The organism is Rufibacter psychrotolerans, from assembly GCF_016924645.1.
Lineage (GTDB): Bacteria > Bacteroidota > Bacteroidia > Cytophagales > Hymenobacteraceae > Nibribacter > Nibribacter psychrotolerans.
In genome coordinates this window covers 228,760-249,443 of the sequence record NZ_JAFFJV010000005.1, presented here as the reverse complement: position 1 = coordinate 249,443, position 20,684 = coordinate 228,760, and the positions used below count along the sequence as shown (strand labels likewise).

The following is a 20,684-nucleotide window of genomic DNA, read 5'->3' as shown; positions in this document are numbered from 1 at the left end:
ATACTACCTAAAGAACTACCTTTTCCAGGCTTGACACTAGATTCTTATCATTCCTACGCTTGGTACATTTCTTTAATACAATTGGATTAATAATAAAACAAATCATCCTAAAGCCCCCTGGAGGAGTTGTATGAAAATACGTTTACTACTAATCACTGCCTTGCTTCTGCTTAAGTTTGAAGCATATACACAGAAAATACCCGCATTAAATTCATTGCAGCAGTTCACGGTTGTAGGAGGCACCCATGTTGAAGGAAAGGAAAGCAGCAAAATAAAAGGCGGTGTTCTTCCAGCAGCGTCCCGGAACCCGGAGGCACGGGCAGACCTGGCCAGGGTGTATGCCGAATTGCAGCAGCAACCGCCCACCGCCACCCTGCAGGGCGAGGCGCTGTCGGGTGGCCAGCTCAAACCAGGGGTTTACCGGATCAAAGGCAATGCCCACCTCCGCAAAACCCTGCGGCTACTGGCCAACAGGCACCCAAACGCCAGCTTTATTTTCCAGGTGGAGGGCGACTTGCTGGTAAACCCCGGCGTGGCCGTTGAACTGGGGAAAGGAGTAAACGCCAGGAACGTTTTCTGGCAGGTAGCCGGAAAAGTAACCCTCGGCAACCAAACCGCCCTTAAAGGGGCCGTTGTAGCCGCCGGGAACATCACCAGCACCAACGCCCAGGTGCAAGGCAACCTCTGGAGCAAAGCAGGCAGTGTGTCACTTCTAAAAACAGACATCACTCCGTTGGCCGACAATGTGTCTGACCTGGAAATAAAGCACACCGTCACCGAAGGACCTTACCGGGTGGGCCAGGTGGTTACCTACACCATCACGTTGAAAAACCTGGGGCCCGAGGCGGAAACCAACGTGGCCGTTTCCTTTGACCAGCCAGGACATAAATACCTCACCTCCACCACTTCCGTAGGATCAGCCTATGATCCGGCCACCGGTTACTGGACCATCAGCCAACTGCCCAGCGGAAGCGTTGCCGTGCTGGTGGTCACCGCCAGCATCCAGAGAACGGAATTTTCCACCACCGTGGCCACCGTAACCGGCGACGGCAAAGACCCTAACATCAAGAACAACACCTCTGAGCTATCTATCTGCGCCACACCCTCCAAACTGGGCGAGGTAAGCGGGCAAACGTCCCTCTGCGTGAACACCCCCGGAAATGTGTACCAGGTGGCCCCAGTTGCCGGAACCCGAAAATATGCCTGGACCCTTCCCGAAGGCTGGACTATTACGTCAGGAGCAGAAACCAACAAAATCACCGTGACCACCGGGGGCGCCGAAGCCCGCGGCCGGATCTCGGTGCGCCCGGTAAACGCGTGCGGCGAAGGCCCGGAAAGCATCCTGGAGGTAAGCACCGTTTCTTCGCCCCCGCCCATGCCCTCTACCATAACGGGTCCCAAGGAGATCTGTGGCGGTAAAGACAGAATCACCTACTCCATTGCCCCGGTTTCAGGAGCGGCTTCTTTCCAATGGACCGTACCCGCAGGCTGGACCATAGAGAGCGGCCAAGGCACCACCTCCATCACTGTCACCCCGGGCACCACCGGCGGACAGGTGAAGGTAACCGCCGAAAATGGCTGCGGGAAAAGCGCCAGCAGCGAGGCCCAGGTAGCAGTATCTCCTTCGGCCCCACAGAAGCCTACCCAGTTGTCGGGCCCGGAGCAAGTCTGCGCCAATGCCGATCGGATTACCTACCGGGTAGCCAATGACCCAACCGCCACCAGTTACACCTGGACCGTGCCCGAAGGCTGGACCATCCTCAGCGGGCAGGGCACCGCCACCGTGGAAGTAAAAGCCGGCACCTCGGCTGGGCAAGTGACCGTAAAAGCCCGGAACGGGTGCGGCACCAGCCCGGAAGCATCCATCAGAACAGTTGTTTCCAGTGGCATTCCGGCCATAGGCGCCATTTCGGGCAGCACGGCTTTGTGCCTCTCGCAGGCTGAACAGACCTACTCGGTAGAGCCGGTAGAAGGGGTTACCTCTTACCAATGGAGCGTTCCCGCCGACTGGCGACTCCTGTCAGGGCAGGGTTCCCGCAGGATTAACGTGAAAGCGTACTCTACCGGTGAGGTGAAACTCATCGCCACCAATGCCTGCGGCGAAAGCACTGCCGTAACGCTCAAAGTAACCGTAAGTACTGCGCCGCCCAGCATCCCCGGCATTATCTCAGGGGTAGCGGCCCCGTGCTTTTCGCAGGAGAACCTCACGTACTCAGTTAAGGCACTCAACGGCGCCACATCTTACGTGTGGTCCTTGCCCACTGGCTGGACCCTGGTTTCAGGGCAGGGCACGTCTTCTATTGAGGTGAAAGCGGGCACCACGGCCGGCACCATCTCTGTTACGGCCAGCAACGGCTGCGGAGACAGCCCCGTTAAAACCCTGTTGGTAACCCCCACGTCAGAGCTTCCGGCTGCGACGGTGGCCATCACCGGTGAAACGGCTCCCTGCGCTGGCGCCCAGCAAACGTACACCATCAGCCAGCCGGTGGCGGGCCTGACGTATACCTGGGTGTTGCCCCAGGGCTGGAGCCTTGTTTCGGGCCAGGGCTCTGCCACGGTGGTGGTAAAGCCAGGAACCACGGGAGGCCGTCTGCTGGTAACCGCAAGCAACGCCTGCGGCCAGAGCACCTCCACTGCGCTGGCGGTCACCCCTTCCACGGGCGCGCCGGCTTTGGCAGCAACCATTCAAGGGCAAGCAGGGGTGTGCGCCAGCGCAGACCAACTTACCTACAGCATCACCTCCAACAACGCCGTTTCTTCCTTCAACTGGCAGGTACCCGCCGGCTGGACCATTGTAAGCGGTCAGGGAACCCGAGAAATTATAGTCAAAGCAGGAGCAAACGGAGGCAGCATTCAGGTAACGGCCACCAACGGCTGCGGACAGAACACCACCCGCAGCCTGCCGGTTTCCATTTCTTCCACCATTCCTGTCGCTCCCACCCAGATTACCGGCCCTGCGGCCCTTTGCGCCAACCAGGGAGAAGTCACCTACTCCATTGCCCCAGTGGCCGGCGCTACCTCCTACACCTGGACCATTCCTACCGGCTGGACCCTTGTGCGGGGCCAGGGCACAACCAAATTGGTGGTGCGGGTAGGTTCAGTGGCTGAGCCCGTGCGGGTGGTAGCCCAGAATGCCTGCGGCACCAGTGCCGAAGCAGCCTTGCAGGTAAACCTGTCTTCCTCGGCCCCGGCCAAAATAGGCCCCATTCTGGGAGATAAAGCGTTCTGTTCTTCCACTGCCTCCCGCACCTACGCCGTGGCAGAAGTGGAGGGCGCTAAAACCTACACCTGGGCCGTGCCCGCCGGTTGGACCATTACTTCCGGCCAGGGCACCCGAACTATCAGCGTGACTCCGGGTACGGCGGGCGGATACGTGAAAGTAACGGCCGCCAATTACTGCAGCACCAGCACAGACTCTACCAACATCACCGTAGCACAACCTCTTTCGGCCACGCCAACGGCGATCCAGGGAGCTACCGCCCCGTGTATTTCTGAAACAGCGCTCACGTACTCGGTGAATGCCGTGCCTGGGGCCACCCAGTACACCTGGGCCGTGCCAAGCGGCTGGACCATTGTGAGCGGGCAGGGCACCACCTCCATTCAGGTTACGGCAGGACCCGGCGCCGGCGCCATTACCGTAGCGGCGGCAAATGCCTGCGGCGCCAGCGCAACCCTTCGCCTGGAAGTTACCCCGGCTCCGCAGCCTGTGGCACCGGCGGCAATTACCGGCACCACCACCCCATGCGGCGGCGGAACAGAGCAAACCTATCAGGTTCAGAATCCAGTAGCGGGAATGGCCTACACCTGGGCGGTTCCTGCCGGATGGAGCATTGTGAGCGGACAGGGCACCGGCACCGTGGTGGTAAAAGTGGGCAATACCGCCGGCAACCTTACGGTACAGGCCAGCACGGGCTGCGGGACCAGCGCGGCCCAAACCCTGGCTATCATTCCTATTTCTCTCTCTGCCGCCACTGACCCCGTACAGGGTGCTACTGCTTTCTGCGCCAATACCGTGCAGACGTACAAAGTAGCCGCCAGCACCGGCGCTACAACGTACCAGTGGCAAGTACCTGCTGGTTGGACGATCATCAGCGGCCAGGGCACCCCAGAGGTACAGGTAAGAGCCGGCTCCGGCACGGGCGAAGTAGCTGTCACCACCCAGTATAGTTGCGGAACCGGCCCGAAAAGAGTGTTAGCGGTAAGTGCCGGTTCCAGTGATTTGGTAGCACCAGCGCGTATTACCGGTACCAGCGGCGTTTGCGCCCAGGCCAACCAGGTGACGTACGCTATCCCGGCGGTAGACGGGGCCACCTCCTACGCCTGGACCGTACCAACCGGCTGGACCATCACCGCCGGCCAGGGCACTACTGCTATCTCGGTAAAGGCGGGCTCTGCCGCAGGGCAGGTAAGCGTAACCATTAGAAACGCATGTGGCGCCAGCGCCTCCACCACGCTTGCTGTAAGCGTTGCTCCTGTCACGGCCCCAGTACTGGGCGCCATCACAAGCCAGGGAGTTACCTGCGCCACCACCCGGGTAACTTACCAGGTCGCTGCGGTGGCCGGCGTTACCGCCTACACCTGGTCCTTGCCGGCGGGCTGGGACATTATCTCTGGTCAGGGCACCCACCAGGTGACCGTGGCCCCCGGCACCGCCGGCGGAACCCTGAGTGTGGTGGCGGTGAATGCCTGTGGCCTTTCCTCCAAGCCCAGCACCCTGCCAGTGCAGATTCAGACGGCTACGCTGGCCCGGCCAAACCCCATCATTGCCACCGCCTCGGCGTTGAAGCCGTGCATTGGGCAGAGCGGGATAGTGTTCAGGATTGATCCGGTAGCGGGGGCCACTTCCTACCAATGGACTTTGCCGGCCGATTGGAAAGTGGAAGCAGGACAGGGCACCACCACGCTTACCGTTACTGCCGGCAGCACCGCCGGCACCATCAGGGTAGTGGCGAAGAATGCCTGCGGCGAGAGCGAAAGCCAAACTGTGGCGGTTGTTCCGGGCAGCAGCATCCCGGTGATCAGGGGTGAGATTTCGGGGAGCGGCTTTCTCTGCGCCAATACGGACCCGGTGACGTACAGCATTGGTGACATCACCGGCGCTGCCCAACTCAACTGGACCATTCCTACGGGCTGGACGCTGGTAGCCGGCCAGGGAACCACTTCCATCACCGTTATTCCTTCCGCGGCCAGCGGCACCATTAAAGTACAAGCCACCAGCGGTTGCGGGGTTAGCGCCGAAAAGACCCTGCAGGTAACGCCCGGTACGGTAAGCATAGTGGCTCCCAGCGTAATCACCGGACCTACCGCCTTCTGCGAAACCACCGAGCAGCAAGTCTATGACATTGCCGAAGTAGCCGGCGCCGAGTCATACGAGTGGACCGTTCCGGCCGGTTGGACCATCTTGAAAGGCCAGGGCACCGCCAGCCTTGCCGTGGTGGCCAAGGCAGGCAACGGCACCGTGAGCGTGAAGGCCACCAATGCCTGTGGCAACAGCGCCGTCACCAACCTGCGGGTTGCCGTAGCGCCACCTTTGGTAAAAGAGCTGGTGATCCTGGACGAAAGCTCGGCCTGCGTGGGCAACCAATTCTCAGTGGTAAGTCAGCCCGGGGTTACCTACACCTGGACCATTGAGGCCCGCGAGCAAGGCTGGGCCATCACGTCGGGGCAGGGCACCAACAAAGTAACCGTACGCGCCCCGGCCAACGCCCCGCTGGCATCGGCCAGAATCCTAGTGGTGGCCAGCAACGGCAACTGCTCTACCGCCTCCAGCTCTCTTGACATCGCCCCCCAATACCTGGCCCCTGAACTCAACGTGCCCAACGTGTTCTCCCCTAACAACGACGGGAAGAACGACCTCTGGGTGGTGCGCAACCTGCTGGAGTACCCCGACAATGACCTGGTGATCCTGAACCGTTGGGGCAGCGAGGTGTACCGCATGAAACAGTACCGCAACAACTGGAACGGCGGCGGACTGGCCGAGGGCACCTACTACTACGTGCTGCGGGTGCGCCTCTGCGACAACCAGGAAATGACTTACAGAGGCTACGTAACCGTGATGCGCTAAAGAAAAATGAGGAGAATGAAGAAAGGAATACTAGCAATAGTGGCGCTGGCTATGGGCTTCTGCCTGCCGCAGGAGGGCATGGCCCAACAGTCCCCTCAGTTTACGCAGTACATGTTCAACGGGCTGTTGCTGAACCCCGCCTACGCGGGCAGCAAAGGATTCAGCAGCATCAGCGCGTCGCACCGCAGCCAGTGGACCGGGCTGGAAGGGGCCCCCATGAGCCAGACCTTCAGCGTAGACGGCAACCTGAACCGCAAGCTGGCCGGCGGCCTCATCATCACCAATGACCGGGCGGGGGCGCAGCGCTTCACGGAGGTGTCGGTGAACTCAGCGGTGCGCATTTCGCTCTCGCCGGTTACCCGGCTGGCGGTGGGCATGGCGCTGGGCGTAACGCAGCAAAGCCTCAACGGTGCCCTGCTGCAGCCAGATGAGCAGAACGATGCCGCCATTCCGCAGGGGATAGAACGGGCCGTGAAGCCCAGCGCCAAACTGGGTGCTTATCTCTACAGCAACAAGTACTACGCCGGGGTGTCTGTGAGCAACGTGATTTTCTTCCAGGACGGCCTGCCCACCGACCCCAAACCCCACGTATTCCTGACCTCGGGCGGGGTGTTTGACCTTGGCCGCAAGATGAAGTTCAGGCCCAGCGTCTTGCTGAAGGAAGATTTCAACGGCCCGGCCGCTTTGGACGTGAACACCTTCCTGATGTTCAACGACTACATCTGGCTGGGCACCTCCTTCCGGACCACGCTGAACCTGTTCAACAACCGGGAGTTTGCCACCGCCACCCGCCTGGGCAACGCTCTGGCCGTGCTGCTGGAGCTGCACCCTACGCCCCTCATCCGGGTGGGCTACTCCTATGACTTCTCCCTCACGCCGCTGAGCACCTATTCCAGCCATGAGATTTCGCTGGGCTACAATTTTTTGAAGAAGAAGTATGGCCGCATGCTCACTCCGCGCTACTTTTGAGCTGTTGGCCAAAGAAATAACATACAAGCTGATTTAGGGCCGTTTTGCCGAAAGGACCCCAAAATCAGGTTTTCATTTACCCCCACCGGTTGGGGCAAGAATTAGATTGTGAAAGTACTTTATCTCTTTTTACTGCTCTGCTTTGTCCACTGCGTACAGCCGGTGGGCACCCTGGCCCAGAGCCAGGCCAGGGCAGACAAGCATTACAACAACTTTGATTACGCCCTGGCGCTGGAAGAGTACAAGAAGCTGCTGGACAAAGAACAGCCTTCGCTCCACGTCACGGAGCGCATTGCGCACTGCTACCGGCTCATCAACCAGCCGGGCTCGGCGCAGTTCTGGTACCGGCAGGCCCTGGGGTTTGCGGGAGCCGCGCCCATCAACCTGCTGTACTACGCCAATGCCTGCCGCCAGAACGGCGAGTACACCACGGCCAAGCAGCACTACCTCCTGTTCGCCGAGCGGGAACCGGGCCGCCGCGCCGAGGCCCTGAACCTGGCCAAGGCCTGCGACCTGGCCATGAGCTGGATTGCCCGTCCGGTAGGCGTAGACGTAATCCCAGACAGCACCCTTAACTCGCCATACGCCGATTTTAGCCCGGTTTTCTACCGCGAGGGCTTGGTGTTTTCCTCAGACCGGGTGCGGGGCCACAACGGCTCAGACCAGAAAGTGTACGGCTGGACCGGCACCCCGTACCTGCAACTGTACTACGCAGAGCGCAAGGGCACTACGGCCTGGGCCGAGATCAAGCCCATGGAGAAAACCATCAATACCCAGTTCCACAACGCCATTGCCACGTTCTCGCCCGACTTCAACGAGGTGTTCTTTACCCGCACCAAGCGCGTGAAAAACCGGGTCCTGCCCGATGAACTCCTCACCGAAAGCAACTGGCAGCGCTACTCCAAGAACGATGAATTCATTAACCGGCTGGAGATTTACAGCGCCACCTTCGCCAAAGACAAGTGGCAGGATGCCAAAGCGTTTCCGTTCAACCAGAGCGAGTCGTACTCGGTAGGTCACCCGGCGCTCTCGCCCGACGGGCGGATCCTGTACTTTGCCTCAGACATGCCCGGCGGCTACGGCCAAACCGACCTTTACTTCAGTGAGCGCCAGCAGGACGGCTCTTGGTCTACGCCGGTCAACGCCGGGCCGGTGATTAACACGGCGGGCAAGGAGGTGTTTCCGGTGGTGCACGCAGACGGCACCCTGTACTTCTCCTCAGACGGGCACCTGGGCATGGGTGGCCTGGACCTTTTCTCCGCCGAGGGCAGCCGGGCCACCTGGAGCCCCGTGGAGAACCTGTACTACCCCTTCAACTCGCCGCGCGATGATTTTGGCCTGATTTACGAAAAAGACGGCAAAAGCGGCTACCTGTCCTCTAACCGCGAAGGTGACACCGGCTCAGACAACATTTACCGGTTCAAACCCACCGAGGTGCCCTGCAAGCTGTCGGGCATTACGTACGCCCGCGTTCCTTCGCGCACCGGTAGGGCCCGCCTGGAGCGCGTGGGGCAGGTTCGGCTGGAAATCACCATGAACGGCGACACCGCCAACGCGCTGGTGCTGGAGACCGATGCCAGGGGCCAGTTCCTGTTCCAGGTGAAGGCAAACCAGACGTACACCATCCGGGGCAGCAAGAGAGGCTACCTCACGCAGACCTTCCACATCATGCCCGACTGCCGCGTGGCCACCGACACCGTGCACATTGAGATGGTGATGGACCGCGACACGCCCAACCAACCCATTGTGCTGGAGAATCTTTACTATGACTTGGACAAGCACAACCTGCGGCCCGAAGCCATCATAGAGCTGGACAAGGTGGTGTCCATGCTGCGCGACAACCCCACCATCAAGATTGAGCTCAGTTCCCATACAGACAGCCGCGAAACCCACCGCTACAACCTCATGCTGTCGCAGCTGCGGGCCGCCAGCGCCGTGAAGTACATTCTCTCGCAGGGCATTGCCCCGGAGCGCGTGGTAGACAAAGGCTACGGCGAAACCCGCCTCCTGAACCGCTGCAAAGACGGCGTTCCCTGCTCTGAGGAAGAGCACCAGCTCAACCGCCGCACCGAGTTCAAGATCATCCGATAATCACCCGCTCCTCTTGGTTGCCATTCTGATTTGGGGCTGTTTTACCCAAAACGGCCCCAAAACCAGAATGGCTTTTTTGTTGCAGTTGCGTTAGCGCGGGCCCTGGTCAATCTAGCGAAACGAGTAGCCAGAGACGTACCAGTTTTTCTGAAGCAGCATCAGGAGAATTCTATTTGCTTATTCTTCTAAATTATAGGATTTTTATACCCAGCTCTTTACAACTATTTTTTCTTTCCTTGCTAACCCCCAGTTTGGATGCAGATAAAAATCCATCGTCTTCTTTGTGCCTTATTGCTGTGGCTGACTTGCACGGTACAGGCGCAGGCCCAGATGCAGCTGTTGGCCGAGAAAACCCTGAAACGGCAGGTGAACAGCCTGATTGTGGCCGGAGACAAGCACTTGCTCAATGATAACCTGGACTCTGCGCGGTATTACTTCCTGCAGGCCGAAAAACTGTCCCGTAAGAATAACTTCAAGTACGGCCTGGTGCTCTTCACCAGTTATTACATCCACGTGCTTAACCGCGAAGGCAAGTATGACGAGGCGCTGAAGCTGAACCTCCGCTCCATTGAGCTCTGCAAGGAGATGAAAGACAGCGCCTCCTTATCTATTGCCTACAATAACACCGGGCATGGATACGGCCACAAAGGCGCCCTGGATTCCTGCGCCGCGTATTACCTCAAGGCCCTCCACATTGCGGAGGCCATAGACAGCCTCACGTTTGTGCGGCGCTACACCAACAACCTGGCGTTTGTCTTTCTAGAGCTGGGAGACGCCAAAAAAGGCCTGCATTACGCTACGGCGAGCCATAAACTGTCGGTGCAACTCCAGGACTCCTTCGGGATAGCCAGCAGTCTGGTGAACATTGCCTCCGCCGAAAAGCACCTCAAGCAGTATGAGAAATCCATTCAGCACAATCTGCAGGTAATTGCGTACGGCAAAGCCCTCAAAGACCCCAGCTATGAACTGGATGCTTACCTCATTCTGGGCGAAGTGGCCATAGACCAGAAGAACTACAACTCGGCTTCGGCTTATTTCCAGAAAGGAGCCCAGATACTGAAAACCTACTCAGACCCAGATTACGCCTTCCGGTTCGACTGGGGCATGGCCCGGGTACAGTTTCTGCTGGGTTCCCCGCAACTGGCGAATACCTACTTAGAGAAAGGCCTGAAGCTGGCGCATTCCATTGGGGCGAAAACAGAGCTTCGGCAGATGTACCACCTGGGAGCCGAGATCAAGGAGAAACTGCGGCAGCCGTACCAGGCCCTGGAATTCCGCAAGAAGTACGAGGCCCTCAATGACTCGCTGCAAAGCGCCGAGCACAAGCGCAACATCCATAAGATGGAGATGGAGTACCAGACCTCGCAAAAGGAAAAAGCCATAGCCCAGCAGCAGCTTACCATTGCCAACACCAGCCTGGAACTGCAGAAAAAGACCAACCTGATTTACCTCTCAGTGTTCGCGCTGGTGGTGCTGTTGCTCTTCATTGTCTTGCTGTACCAGTTCTACCGCAACCGACAGAAAGCCGCCGCTGAAAAACTGCTGGCGCTGCAACAGGTGCAGGAGATTGAAGTGCTGCAGGCGCTCATGCAGGGAGAGGAAAAAGAACGGACGCGCATTGCCAAAGATTTGCATGACGGTGTGGCGGGCATGTTGGCTGCCGTGAAAATGCACGTGGGCAGTTTGTCTCTGCAAGATGAGCGGGTTCTCCAGAACATTGGCTACCAGCAGGCAGTCACGTTGCTGGACGAGGCTTCTTACGAGGTAAGAAAAACCGCCCATAACCTCATGCCCGAAATGCTCATGCAACACGGCCTGGACGAAGCCCTGCGCCGGTACTGCCTCAACATCAGCAATGAGAAAACGCTGGTGGTACAGTATGATTCCTGGGGCGAGATAAAGCGGTACAAAGACAGCTTTGAGCTCTCGGTGTACCGGATTGTGCAGGAACTCATCAACAATATCATCAAGCACTCCAAAGCAGACAAGGCCATTGTTCAGTTGAGTTACCAGCACAACGTGCTTTCGGCTACGGTGGAAGACAACGGCATTGGGTTCAGCCATCAGGAGAAAGGTGATGGCTTAGGCCTGAGCAGCCTGAAAAGCCGGGTAAAAGCCATCAATGGTACTTTGGAAGTAGAAGCCGAGGCCGGCAGTGGTGTGAGTGCCTATTTAGAATTTGAAACCAGCGGGTTAGAAGTAGAAGCATATGAACTCAGTTAAACTGGCTATCATAGATGACCATCAGGTAGTAATCAATGGTTTGGTCTCCATGTTTTCTGCTACCCCAGAGTTAGACGTTGTCCTGAGTACCACAAACCACCAGGAGTTATTGGAGTATGTCACGCACACTCCGCCAGATGTGCTGCTGATGGACATTCAGATGCCCCAGATCAATGGCATTGACCTCTGCAAACTGGTTTTAAAGAAGAATGCGGGCGTGAAGATCATCGCCTTCAGCAGCTTTGACGATAGCCATTTGGTGAAGCAGGTGATAAGGAACGGTGCCTCGGGCTATGTGCTGAAAAACGCCGATCAGCAGACCTTGCTGCAGGCCATCAAAGAAGTGACAAGCGGACAGGAGTACCTTGACGACTCCATCAAAAAACTCTTGCTGCAGGAAAGCCTTACCGGCCAGCGGCGGTCTATGTTTGAGATCCCGCTGACCAAGCGGGAAAAGGAAATCCTGAAGCTGGTGGCCGAGGAACACAGCAACCAGGAAATCGCTGATAAACTCTTCCTGAGTTTGCGCACGGTAGAGACGCACAGATTCAACTTAACCCAGAAATTAGGGGCTAAAAACACAGCCGCCCTGGTAAAAGAAGCCATCAAAAGAGGCCTTATTGATTAAACCCGCCTACAAGCCTGGTCTTGCAAACCCTCAGAAAACAGGTTCAGACTTGCGGCTTTGCTGGCCTGGTAACTCTTCCTTCATTTCCTGTTGCCTGCTTTAAAGAAGCAACTACGTAGTACTACTTAATTACATTTTCCAGCGTTTTTGCGCAAAAATACCCGTGTCTGGTAGCCTAAATTTGTCCTATTCAATCACCCGAACACAGGACTAGCTACTATGGAAAAGATCATTCTACCCAATTGTTTGCCTTCTTAGCATCCTTGAGGCTGAGAGTTCTTTAGCCTGCGCCAGACTTTCAGCAGCCCCCAAGAGTAGCTAACAGGCAAACTGCTAATCAGAAAAGCATCCTCCACAAAGAAGCAATGATTTCAAAAAATCAATGACAAAATACCCATGCCTTTCACTAACTGGTTTTAGCCTGTTTCAGATAAAACACCGCTAAAACGGACCAGCTCACCGGTTTAAAAGATTTGTTTTTCCCCTCAACGTTCAACTTTTAACAACTCACTATGTTCTCTTTAAGAAAAATATTCCTGCTCCTTCTTCCTGCCCTATTGTTGTTTTCTGCCTGCGAAGACAAAGAGGACAAAGAAGATCCAAAACCTAACACACTAGTGGCGAACGCCGGCCCAGACCAACAGGTGGAGTTTATCAGAACCATTACCCTGGACGGCAGCGCCTCTGAGGACAGCGAGAACCAACCGCTCACGTATTCCTGGAGCTTCACCAAGAAGCCGGCCAACAGCAACGCCGCGCTTACCGGGGCCAATACCGTAGAAGCCACCTTCCTGCCAGACCAGCCGGGTGAATATGAGGCTGAGTTAACGGTTAGCAACGGCAAGGTGTCGGTTAAAGACAAAGTGCTGGTGACCCTCACCTCATCGGCAGTGGTGCTACAGGACATAGACGTGAAAACCGTGCTGGAAAACCGCATCGCCGATCCAAGCCTCCCCGATTACCTGGTGAACGAGGACATAGGCGTAAACGCCGAACTGACTGTTAAACCAGGCGTGGTCATTGCGTTCGCGGAAGACACCCAAATGTCTGTGAACGGCGATGGCGGGGTGCTAATCGCGAAGGGCGAGGCTACGAACAAGATTAAATTCACCGGCAAAACGGCTCAGAAAGGCTATTGGGCTGGTATCATGATCTACTCTAACAGCAGCCTGAACGAATTCTCGCACGCCGAGGTAGTGTACGGCGGCAGCGAAGACCTGATGAGTGCCGCCAGAGCCAACATAGTTCTGACCGAAGATGCCCGCTTAACCATCAAGAACACCACTATCTCCCAAAGCGGTGGCCACGGGCTGTACCTGGCCGATGGCTCCATCCTGGTGGGGTTTGCCAACAATACCTTAAGCCACAACGCAGAAGCACCCCTTAAATTAGCGGCCAACAATGTGCCGGTGCTGGATGCCGCCAGCGTGTTTACCAGCAGCAACGCCAGAAACGTAATTGAAGTGATGCGCTCATCGGTGGAGGGCAGCAATGAAGTGGTTTGGCCTGCTTTCAATGACAATACCCCCTACCGCTTCCTTGGATTCATCGGCGTGCATGCCGGCTGGAGGCTCACCCCAGGCATCACCATTGAAGTAGCCGAGGACCAGCAGTTTGACATTGGCGATGGTTACATCCATGCGGTAGGTACCCCTGAAAAGAAAATCACCTTCACCGGTGTTTCCAAAACAACCGGCTCCTGGAACGGGATCATGATTTACACCAGAAGCGCCTCTAACCGGATGGAACACGTGCAGATCAGTTATGCCGGCGGTGCCGATATTATCTCTGGCGTGAAGACCAGCGTAGTGGTGAGCCACGGCGGCAGCCTAACCATGAGAAACTCAGTTATCAGCCACAGCGGCGGTTACGGGGTTTACCTCAATGGCCGCGACGTAACCTTCAACGCCGATATGGAAACCGCCAATACCTTTACCTCAAATGCCCTGGCTTCCGTGTACCATAATGTGCGTCATTAAGTCAACAGCTTCTTAGCAGAATTCCGGGTTCAGTACTTAGGTAACTGAGCCCGGGATTCTGCTTTTAAAACGATATTGAAATGGGAGGCAGATTTGTATGGAAATAGCTTTTACAGTTTCTCTTCCAGCCACAGGTAACTTAAAGACACAAGCAAGAAAAGTCCAATCACCCACAAAGGAAAATCAGTGTGCACTTGCATGGACTGAGTGTCTGGAGAGGCGGCGCTCTGCTTGACTAACTTTAAGAACGCCTGCTGCTGTTGCCGAAGTTTCTGCGTTTGCCAACTGTTCTCGGGCTGCACAAAGGTAGTATACTCCTGCCCATTAGAGGTAAGAACAGAATACCAACCGGTTTCCTGTGGCCACAACAAGCCTTGCTGCTGCTCCTGCAGGAGAGAAGAAGGCTGAACCAGAACCGGCGCGGCATCCCCACCCTTCAGGCTCTGAAACGTTACCTCATGGGAGGAAGAATTCGCTGAGAAAGAAACCTGTAGTAACTGATGCGCTTGCGGAACAGAGGGCATAACAGCTAAAGACGGTTCTTCTGCAGGTTTGGCGATGGCATTCAAAACAGTTGCCCAGTACTGCTGATAAAGAGTTTCTTTGCCTTCCAAAACCAAAGGAAAAGTCTCGGGCAGCACACTTACGCCCACCTGCCCCATACCCCGACGGTACCGCACTGCCAAGGCCTGCCGCGGGTTCTGTTCCCAAACCATTGCTTGCTGCCCTTCCTTGAGTTGGAACACTCTGGTTGGCAAAAAAAGCACGGCATTGGAAGAAGCTAACCCTTGCCACCGCACCGCTCCGTTTCTGGGCTGTTTCTGGGAAACTGGCTTGAAAACGGTCTCCGCAAAAAATGGAATGGCTTTGAAACTGGGCTGAGAAAGGGTGGTTAGCATACCTAAACCCTGCTGCCGAACGGCTTGCTGTAGCGCTTGTTTCTCTGCGTCGCTCAGATTTTGTAAGGCTGTTTCATCCAGGAGCACCGCGTCAGACTTCTGCAAAAGCCCGGTTGTGAGTCTATCCAGCTTTGTTGAAGTAAGATTCACCACTTCAGTCTGGAAGACACCCTTGCTCACCTGGGTCCGGATGGCTACGCGGTGCCCTTGCTGGCTTAAGAAGTTCTTCAGGAATTTCACCTCAAACGATGGCGCTGAAGAAAGCACCAGCACGCTCAACGGGCGTGAAGCCTTCACCTCAACCGGAACGGCTTCCTGGTACACAGAATCATTGACCCCAGTCCAGCGCAAGGTATAGACAAACTTACCTGCCGTTTTAGGGGTAAACCTTAAGCGAAAAGCCTTCGCCCTTTTCTTTACGACTGCCGAATCACGGGCCTCACCAGATGCGTGCAAAAATACCTTGGTTTCCTGCGCTGATGCGGTATGGAATGTGCCCTGCACCTGCACCTCTTCGCCCAAGGTTACCTCTTTAGGCCAGGACGCGGCCAGCACACCAGCCGGAATCTCAGACAAGTGGGGCACGAACCGTAAAGAATCAGACGCAGGCATCTCTTCGGACGGAAGGCCATGCCCTAACACATGGATTGTCTTTACTTCCGGGTGCTGTTTCAAAAAAGCGGTAAGGTTTGCTACGGGCTGGGCAGCGTTAGCTTCCAAGTTCAACCCGTACACCTGCGGACGAGGTTTCAGGCTTTTCAACAATCGCTGCAGGGTATCTGGGCTGTAGCCGTCGGTGAGCAGAAGGACCTCTGAGGCATTGTAGGTGCGGGTGATTTTAGGCGGCACCAATAGCAGCACCAGGCACGCAACTGCTCCCCAGGAAGCCAGTAATCGCCACGCTAACCGGCGGCGGTCCGGACGGCGCACGGCCAGCCAAGTGAGCCAGCTTCCCAGCAACACCGCTACTCCCAACAGAAAGGGCAAAGGTATTTCCATGGTTACTTGAGCCGGTTAAAATAGTCTTGGGCCAACTTTTTAGGCGCGGCGGGCGCGACTGGTTTCTGCACTGTTTTAGAAGAAACAGGCAGGAAACGGTGGAAGGCGGCTTCGGCGCGGGTGAGGCACTCTGCACAAAGCGGCCGCTGCCCCCTGATTTCCTGCGCCAGTTGCCGGATGTCTTGCAAGGCCCTTAGGTACCTGCCCGGCTCCCGCACGGCGGCTTTGCCCAGTTCTTGTCCGGCTTGCTCCAGCAGGGCGGCATCTGCCGAGGTAGGCTTTGCTCCTTGCCTGATCTGCGCTACCCGCACCAAGGCTTGCCGCACCATGGTAGCCGTTACCTCGGGCTTTTCTTCCCGACGGGTTTGCACAGCCTGCACTTTGCTCAGATCGCCGGTGAGGCGTTTTTCGGGTTCTTTGAGCGGAGGAGGCTCAAAACCGGTTTTCTTCACGTACGCTCGGGACTTTTGCTGCACTTCCTTGAGCATCCGCAAGGCTTTGTATTCAAACGGCAAAGCTTCTTTGGGTCGGCCAGTCCTGAGCCGAAGCTCGGCTTCCCACATCTGGGCCAAGGCACCTTTGAGCTGGGCTTTGACGGCCGGTTCAAAGAAAGTGGCGGCTTCTTCCTGGTCGTGCTTGTGTAGATAAGGGTCCAGCAACTCGTTCATCTGGTTCTGGTGCTCGCTCTCGCCTTTTTTGGGGGAATGGTCGTGCCCGTCATCCAGGGTGTGCCCTTCGGCTAATCCTTCGGGCAGACCGGCCGTGCCGATGTTCGATTCAAACTCCTCGCCCAGGAACTTGCCGTAGCGCAAACGCAGCAGCTTTTGGTCTACCCCAATGTTATTGGAGCGCTCCTGGAACACGGCCTGCGTGAGGCCTTTCTGCTCCTGGATGAGCTTTTCGGTGTCAATGATGATCTGCCGCTGGCTCCTGAAATACTCGGGGTTAGGCGCCACGCCCAAGGACATATCATCCATAGTTTCCACAATGGTGGTGTCCTCAATCTCTACCAGGAAAGCCTCAGTGCGGGTGTAGCCCCGGTGGTTGTCCCAGGCCTGCAGGTAGAAGTAGAGCTCATCGCCGTAGGTCATGCCCAGTTGCTGCAGGTTCAACGTCTGGTTCAGTTGCAGTTGCCGGGGCTGCCCGTTGAAAGAAAGCTTCAGGGGAATGCGCTGCTCCCGGAACTTCACGGCTTCACCCTCGCCTTTGGCGACGGTAGCAATCAGATCGGCGTTCCGGAGGCCGTAATCGTCCTGCAAGGTGCCCTGGAGAATTATGCGCTGCGGATCTCCGAACAAAATTTCGGTGTACTGCCCGGGTTTCCTGATCTGGATAGAGGGCGCTTCATCTGGAATGACCTCGATGGAATAAAAGTCTGAAGCCTGTCCGTTCAGCCGCAGGTGGTACAGCGCAGATTGCGTAGCCGCGAGGGAAGCGGTATAGGTGTTTTCCTGCCCGGCTACCAGCCGCAACGGAATAGGTTTCTGGTTGCTCAGCACCAACTGAAAAGAAGCAACAGGCTGATTGGTTTGCACGGTCCAGGTGATTTGCGCCCCAGCCTCGGCTTTGAACGAAGGCATAGTCACGGCATACGGCGCTTTCCGGGTGTAGCCCGGCGGCGTAATGCGCAGGTGCATCTGCTCAATGGCGGGCAGAATGGCTTTGGGGTCGGCTACGGGTTGGTTTACATTGCTGGAAGTGCCGGTAGCCGTTCCGGGTGCTTGTTTCTTTGGAAGGAGGTTTGCCGGCACAAACCAGAGGACAGAGGCCAAGGCTACTCCCGTTAAGAGCAGCATCCATCCACTGCTGATATTCACCCGGGAGGCTTCCTGCGGGGAAATCTGGCTCAACATTTCTGCCGTCCGTTGCCGCTGCAATTGCCCCAGCAGCGACAATTCGTTTTCCGGCTGAAGCAGCAACTCGGTACTTTCTTCCAGTTGCGGGTACTTCCGGTTCAGGTGACGGGCAACGGTGGGGTAATCGGTTTTCTGCCTGAGTTGGTACCAACGGCTTACCTGCATGGCCAATACCAGCAACACCAACGTAATTGCTACCACTTGCCCTACAGTACCGCCCCAACCCTGGTACGCCCATAGCAACAGCGGCAGTACCAAACCTACTCCCTGCAACGCAAACAGCCCCCCCTTCTTCTGAAGGTACTGCGTCCGCACTTGTTCAAGAACGGGAGAGGCTGGGGTGCTATGTCGGTTGGTTTGGATCACCTGTTTCTCTTCAAATTTGTTGCTTGAACTTACCCGATTTGCTGCGTTTTACTTCTGCTCGCGAACCACCTTTCTAACGCCAACAACAGCACTACCAATGCCACCAGCCACGGCTTCAGGTCAATTGATTCTTCGGTGGTTGTAGGCTTGTTTTCAGAGAAAGAGGCGGAAATCATTCTGGGCCTTTCCACGGCTTTGGGCAAACTGCGCGTGTCATAAAGCGTGCGCCAGGAAGAGTCTTCGGGGAAGAGCAGACGCAGGAGCAGTTCAGGGAAATGGCCGCTGTCAGGTAGGTTATTCCAGTCTGGATGGAAACGACTGTAAAAGTGATACTGTGTGGCGTTCTGCTGGGTTTGCTGCGTGAGCATCGGCTGCCCGAAACCGTCTTGCCACAGTACTTCAACGGAAAGATTGATGGTTACCGGAATGCGGCGGTGCAAGGGAATAGTCTTAGAAAGCCTTGGAATCTGCAGCCAACTACTTACTGGTTGCGCCTTTGCAGAGGCAGGAGCGTCTTGCAGCGTTTTCAGCTTCTTTTGAGGGAAACGGGCCAGAAACGAAGTGAGAGATTCATCAGAAAGCCAGAACACCCAATCTGGTGCCGAAGTGGGCAGCGGTTGCCCATCTGAAGATACCGTCAAGGTATGAGCAACGCCTTTGTACTCCAACGCAGCTTGCAAGGCAGCCCCCAGGTAGCGCACATCGGCTTGCCGCGATTGGGAATAGCGCACCAGCACCTGCAGGGGCTCCTTTCTGAGCGGGATGGTGTTTCTGGCGCTGCCCAACAAATGAAGTGAATCCACCTCAGAATGGCTGGTAAACCGAACCGAAGGAAAGCCTGGAACCGAAATCACCTGCCCGGAAATCGGCTTCGCTACCCGATGCTCCGTGAACGTGATTTCCTGTTCCTCGCTCCGCCCAAACTGCAGAAGCAGTTGTCCAGACGAGGTGTAATATGCCTCCTGCAGCCAGGTTTGGGTTCGGGGCACACTCACCGGAATCCAGCTGAAGCCGTTCCGTAACAGCGGATGCTCGCCCCGGTGGTGGCGCAGCAAATCAGTGGTGAAAATCTGGGCGGTGGCATGGGACGGGAGGCTGCGGTTGAGTACCCGGGCCATAGCCCACGCGTTGGTGGTATCCGGAAAGAGGCTATTCACCTGGAACGTTCTGATGGAAGTTTCAGGAGTCAAAGACAACTCAGGAAAGGCCGGCTGCAGCCGATGGATACGCCAGCCTTGGACCGCCATTGAATCTACGGTAGCCGCAATCTGGGAGAGATACTGGGGTTGGAATAGCGCCGGGTGCAGAAAGGCGTGTTTCTCAGGTTGTACGGGCACTTCCCGCTTCCAGTGCAGTCCGGCCAAAAGAAGGGCCAACAGCAAAATAAGTAGGCAGCGGAGTAACAGGAGCCAGGGTTGGGTGAGGTGCAGGCTGCTCAGGCGTTGGCTCTGCGAGGGCTGTAACCACCGGATACTGCCTACAGGTACCGTTTGGGGTGGCTTCTTGTTCCACAAGTGAATCGCGATTGGCACCGCTACTGCGGCCGCTGCCCATAACCAAACCGGACTCAGGAACTGAAGCAAAACGAGGTAGATAAACGCAGGGGTAAGACATAAGACGCAAGCAAATGGAGCTTGGTCTGGCAATCCAAGATAAGAGGAGCATATGGATTTTCCTACATTCTCTGGGCATTCCGTTTTGGCCTGCCTTGGTTGCCTTTTGGAAAGTCCTCTTACTTGCCCAGGCTGTTCTTCAGGTGACGGTCATACAGCATGATGGAGCCCGCCGAGGCCACGTTCAGAGAAGTAGCCCCCGGGAGCTGCACCAGGTGATGGCACCGGTCCCGCACGGCATTGGTGAGCCCGTGGTCTTCCGCGCCCAGCAAATACACACACCGGCCTGGGTGCGCAAATTGCTCTACCGGCACCGACCGTACATCCAGCTCCACGCCCACCAACTGGCAACTGTACGGCAGGTGCGCGTAGAAATCCTCGAAATCTGTGTAATGGAACAGCGGAATCTCCTTCCAGCTCTTGTTCGTGTCGGTGGACTGCTTCTTGTACCGTTTGCCTATGGTGAAGATGAAACTGGCCCCCAGAATAGACGCCGACCGCCACAAGGTACCCATGTTGGTCTCGTTTTTCGGTTCAAAGATGCCTATCCCAAAGTAGCCGCTTTCCATAAAATGAGTGAATGAGTGATGGAGAGAATGAGTGAGTGCAAGACAAAGGTAAGGGAGGAAGTTTTCTGTTTCTGCCTTGTTTTTTGGGTAATAGGCTGTAAACGAATGTGGCCGAGACACTCGCAGGTCCTCCGGACACTACGAGGTCTTGAGCGGCTTTTTTGATTGTTGATTGTTAATTGCTGATTGTTTTACAGAAATATTACCGTTGGCACGAGTGTTAAGCGAAACGTCACGCATGCCGGGTAATCCTCGCTGGCCCTCGCTGGCGCGAGCCTCCGGCTCGTGTCCGCACGCATGCCTGATCTCAATTCAGGCGATATTCTGGGGATGTGAGGGATTGAAGGAAGAATAGACTACATGAACAAGGGTAGGGTCAAACAATACACTGCTTTCTTCTGTTTTAGGTTGATTTCTGCAAAAGAGGG

At 56.4% G+C, this 20,684-nt stretch carries 10 protein-coding genes; 6 read left to right on the top strand and 4 right to left on the bottom strand.

Translation table 11 applies throughout. The features are described from left to right. The first annotated feature begins 130 nt into the window (after positions 1-130). The 6 genes from JT718_RS06860 to JT718_RS06835 all read left to right on the top strand — a co-directional run bounded on the left by JT718_RS06860 (position 131) and on the right by JT718_RS06835 (position 13,954). Entirely contained in the window at positions 131-6,064 is a 5,934-nt protein-coding gene (locus JT718_RS06860) for a PKD-like domain-containing protein (RefSeq protein WP_240336967.1), read from the top strand. A 15-nt stretch (positions 6,065-6,079) separates the two neighbouring features. Beyond that, complete coding sequence (locus JT718_RS06855) at positions 6,080-7,033, top strand: PorP/SprF family type IX secretion system membrane protein (RefSeq protein ID WP_205501490.1); 954 nt, start codon at positions 6,080-6,082, stop codon at positions 7,031-7,033. Positions 7,034-7,141: 108 nt separating this feature from the next. Further along, positions 7,142-9,124 carry an OmpA family protein gene (locus tag JT718_RS06850; RefSeq protein ID WP_317195490.1) on the top strand — a complete coding sequence of 661 codons (1,983 nt, stop codon included), beginning with the start codon at positions 7,142-7,144 and terminating at the stop codon, positions 9,122-9,124. Positions 9,125-9,379: 255 nt separating this feature from the next. Further along, complete coding sequence (locus tag JT718_RS06845; RefSeq protein WP_205501489.1) at positions 9,380-11,347, top strand: tetratricopeptide repeat-containing sensor histidine kinase; 1,968 nt, start codon at positions 9,380-9,382, stop codon at positions 11,345-11,347. Next, the gene (locus tag JT718_RS06840) at positions 11,334-11,975 is read left to right on the top strand and encodes a response regulator (RefSeq protein WP_205501488.1); all 642 of its coding nucleotides are present in this window, start codon (positions 11,334-11,336) and stop codon (positions 11,973-11,975) included. The genes JT718_RS06845 and JT718_RS06840 overlap by 14 nt, the downstream gene beginning before the upstream one ends. Before the next feature lie 512 nt (positions 11,976-12,487). Continuing rightward, entirely contained in the window at positions 12,488-13,954 is a 1,467-nt protein-coding gene (locus tag JT718_RS06835) for a PKD domain-containing protein (protein WP_205501487.1), read from the top strand. A 110-nt stretch (positions 13,955-14,064) separates the two neighbouring features. Here JT718_RS06835 and JT718_RS06830 read toward each other — a convergent pair whose 3' ends face one another. From JT718_RS06830 to JT718_RS06815, 4 genes are all read right to left on the bottom strand, one after another. Further along, positions 14,065-15,852: a hypothetical protein gene (locus JT718_RS06830; protein ID WP_205501486.1), complete on the bottom strand. Its 1,788-nt coding sequence runs from the start codon at positions 15,850-15,852 to the stop codon at positions 14,065-14,067. A 2-nt stretch (positions 15,853-15,854) separates the two neighbouring features. Further along, positions 15,855-18,023: a DUF4175 family protein gene (locus tag JT718_RS06825; protein WP_205501485.1), complete on the bottom strand. Its 2,169-nt coding sequence runs from the start codon at positions 18,021-18,023 to the stop codon at positions 15,855-15,857. 80 nt (positions 18,024-18,103) lie between these two features. Then, positions 18,104-19,657: a BatA domain-containing protein gene (locus JT718_RS06820; RefSeq protein ID WP_205501484.1), complete on the bottom strand. Its 1,554-nt coding sequence runs from the start codon at positions 19,655-19,657 to the stop codon at positions 18,104-18,106. Between the two features lie 149 nt (positions 19,658-19,806). Then, the gene (locus JT718_RS06815; RefSeq protein WP_205501483.1) at positions 19,807-20,256 is read right to left on the bottom strand and encodes an RNA methyltransferase; all 450 of its coding nucleotides are present in this window, start codon (positions 20,254-20,256) and stop codon (positions 19,807-19,809) included. Positions 20,257-20,684: the final 428 nt, after the last annotated feature.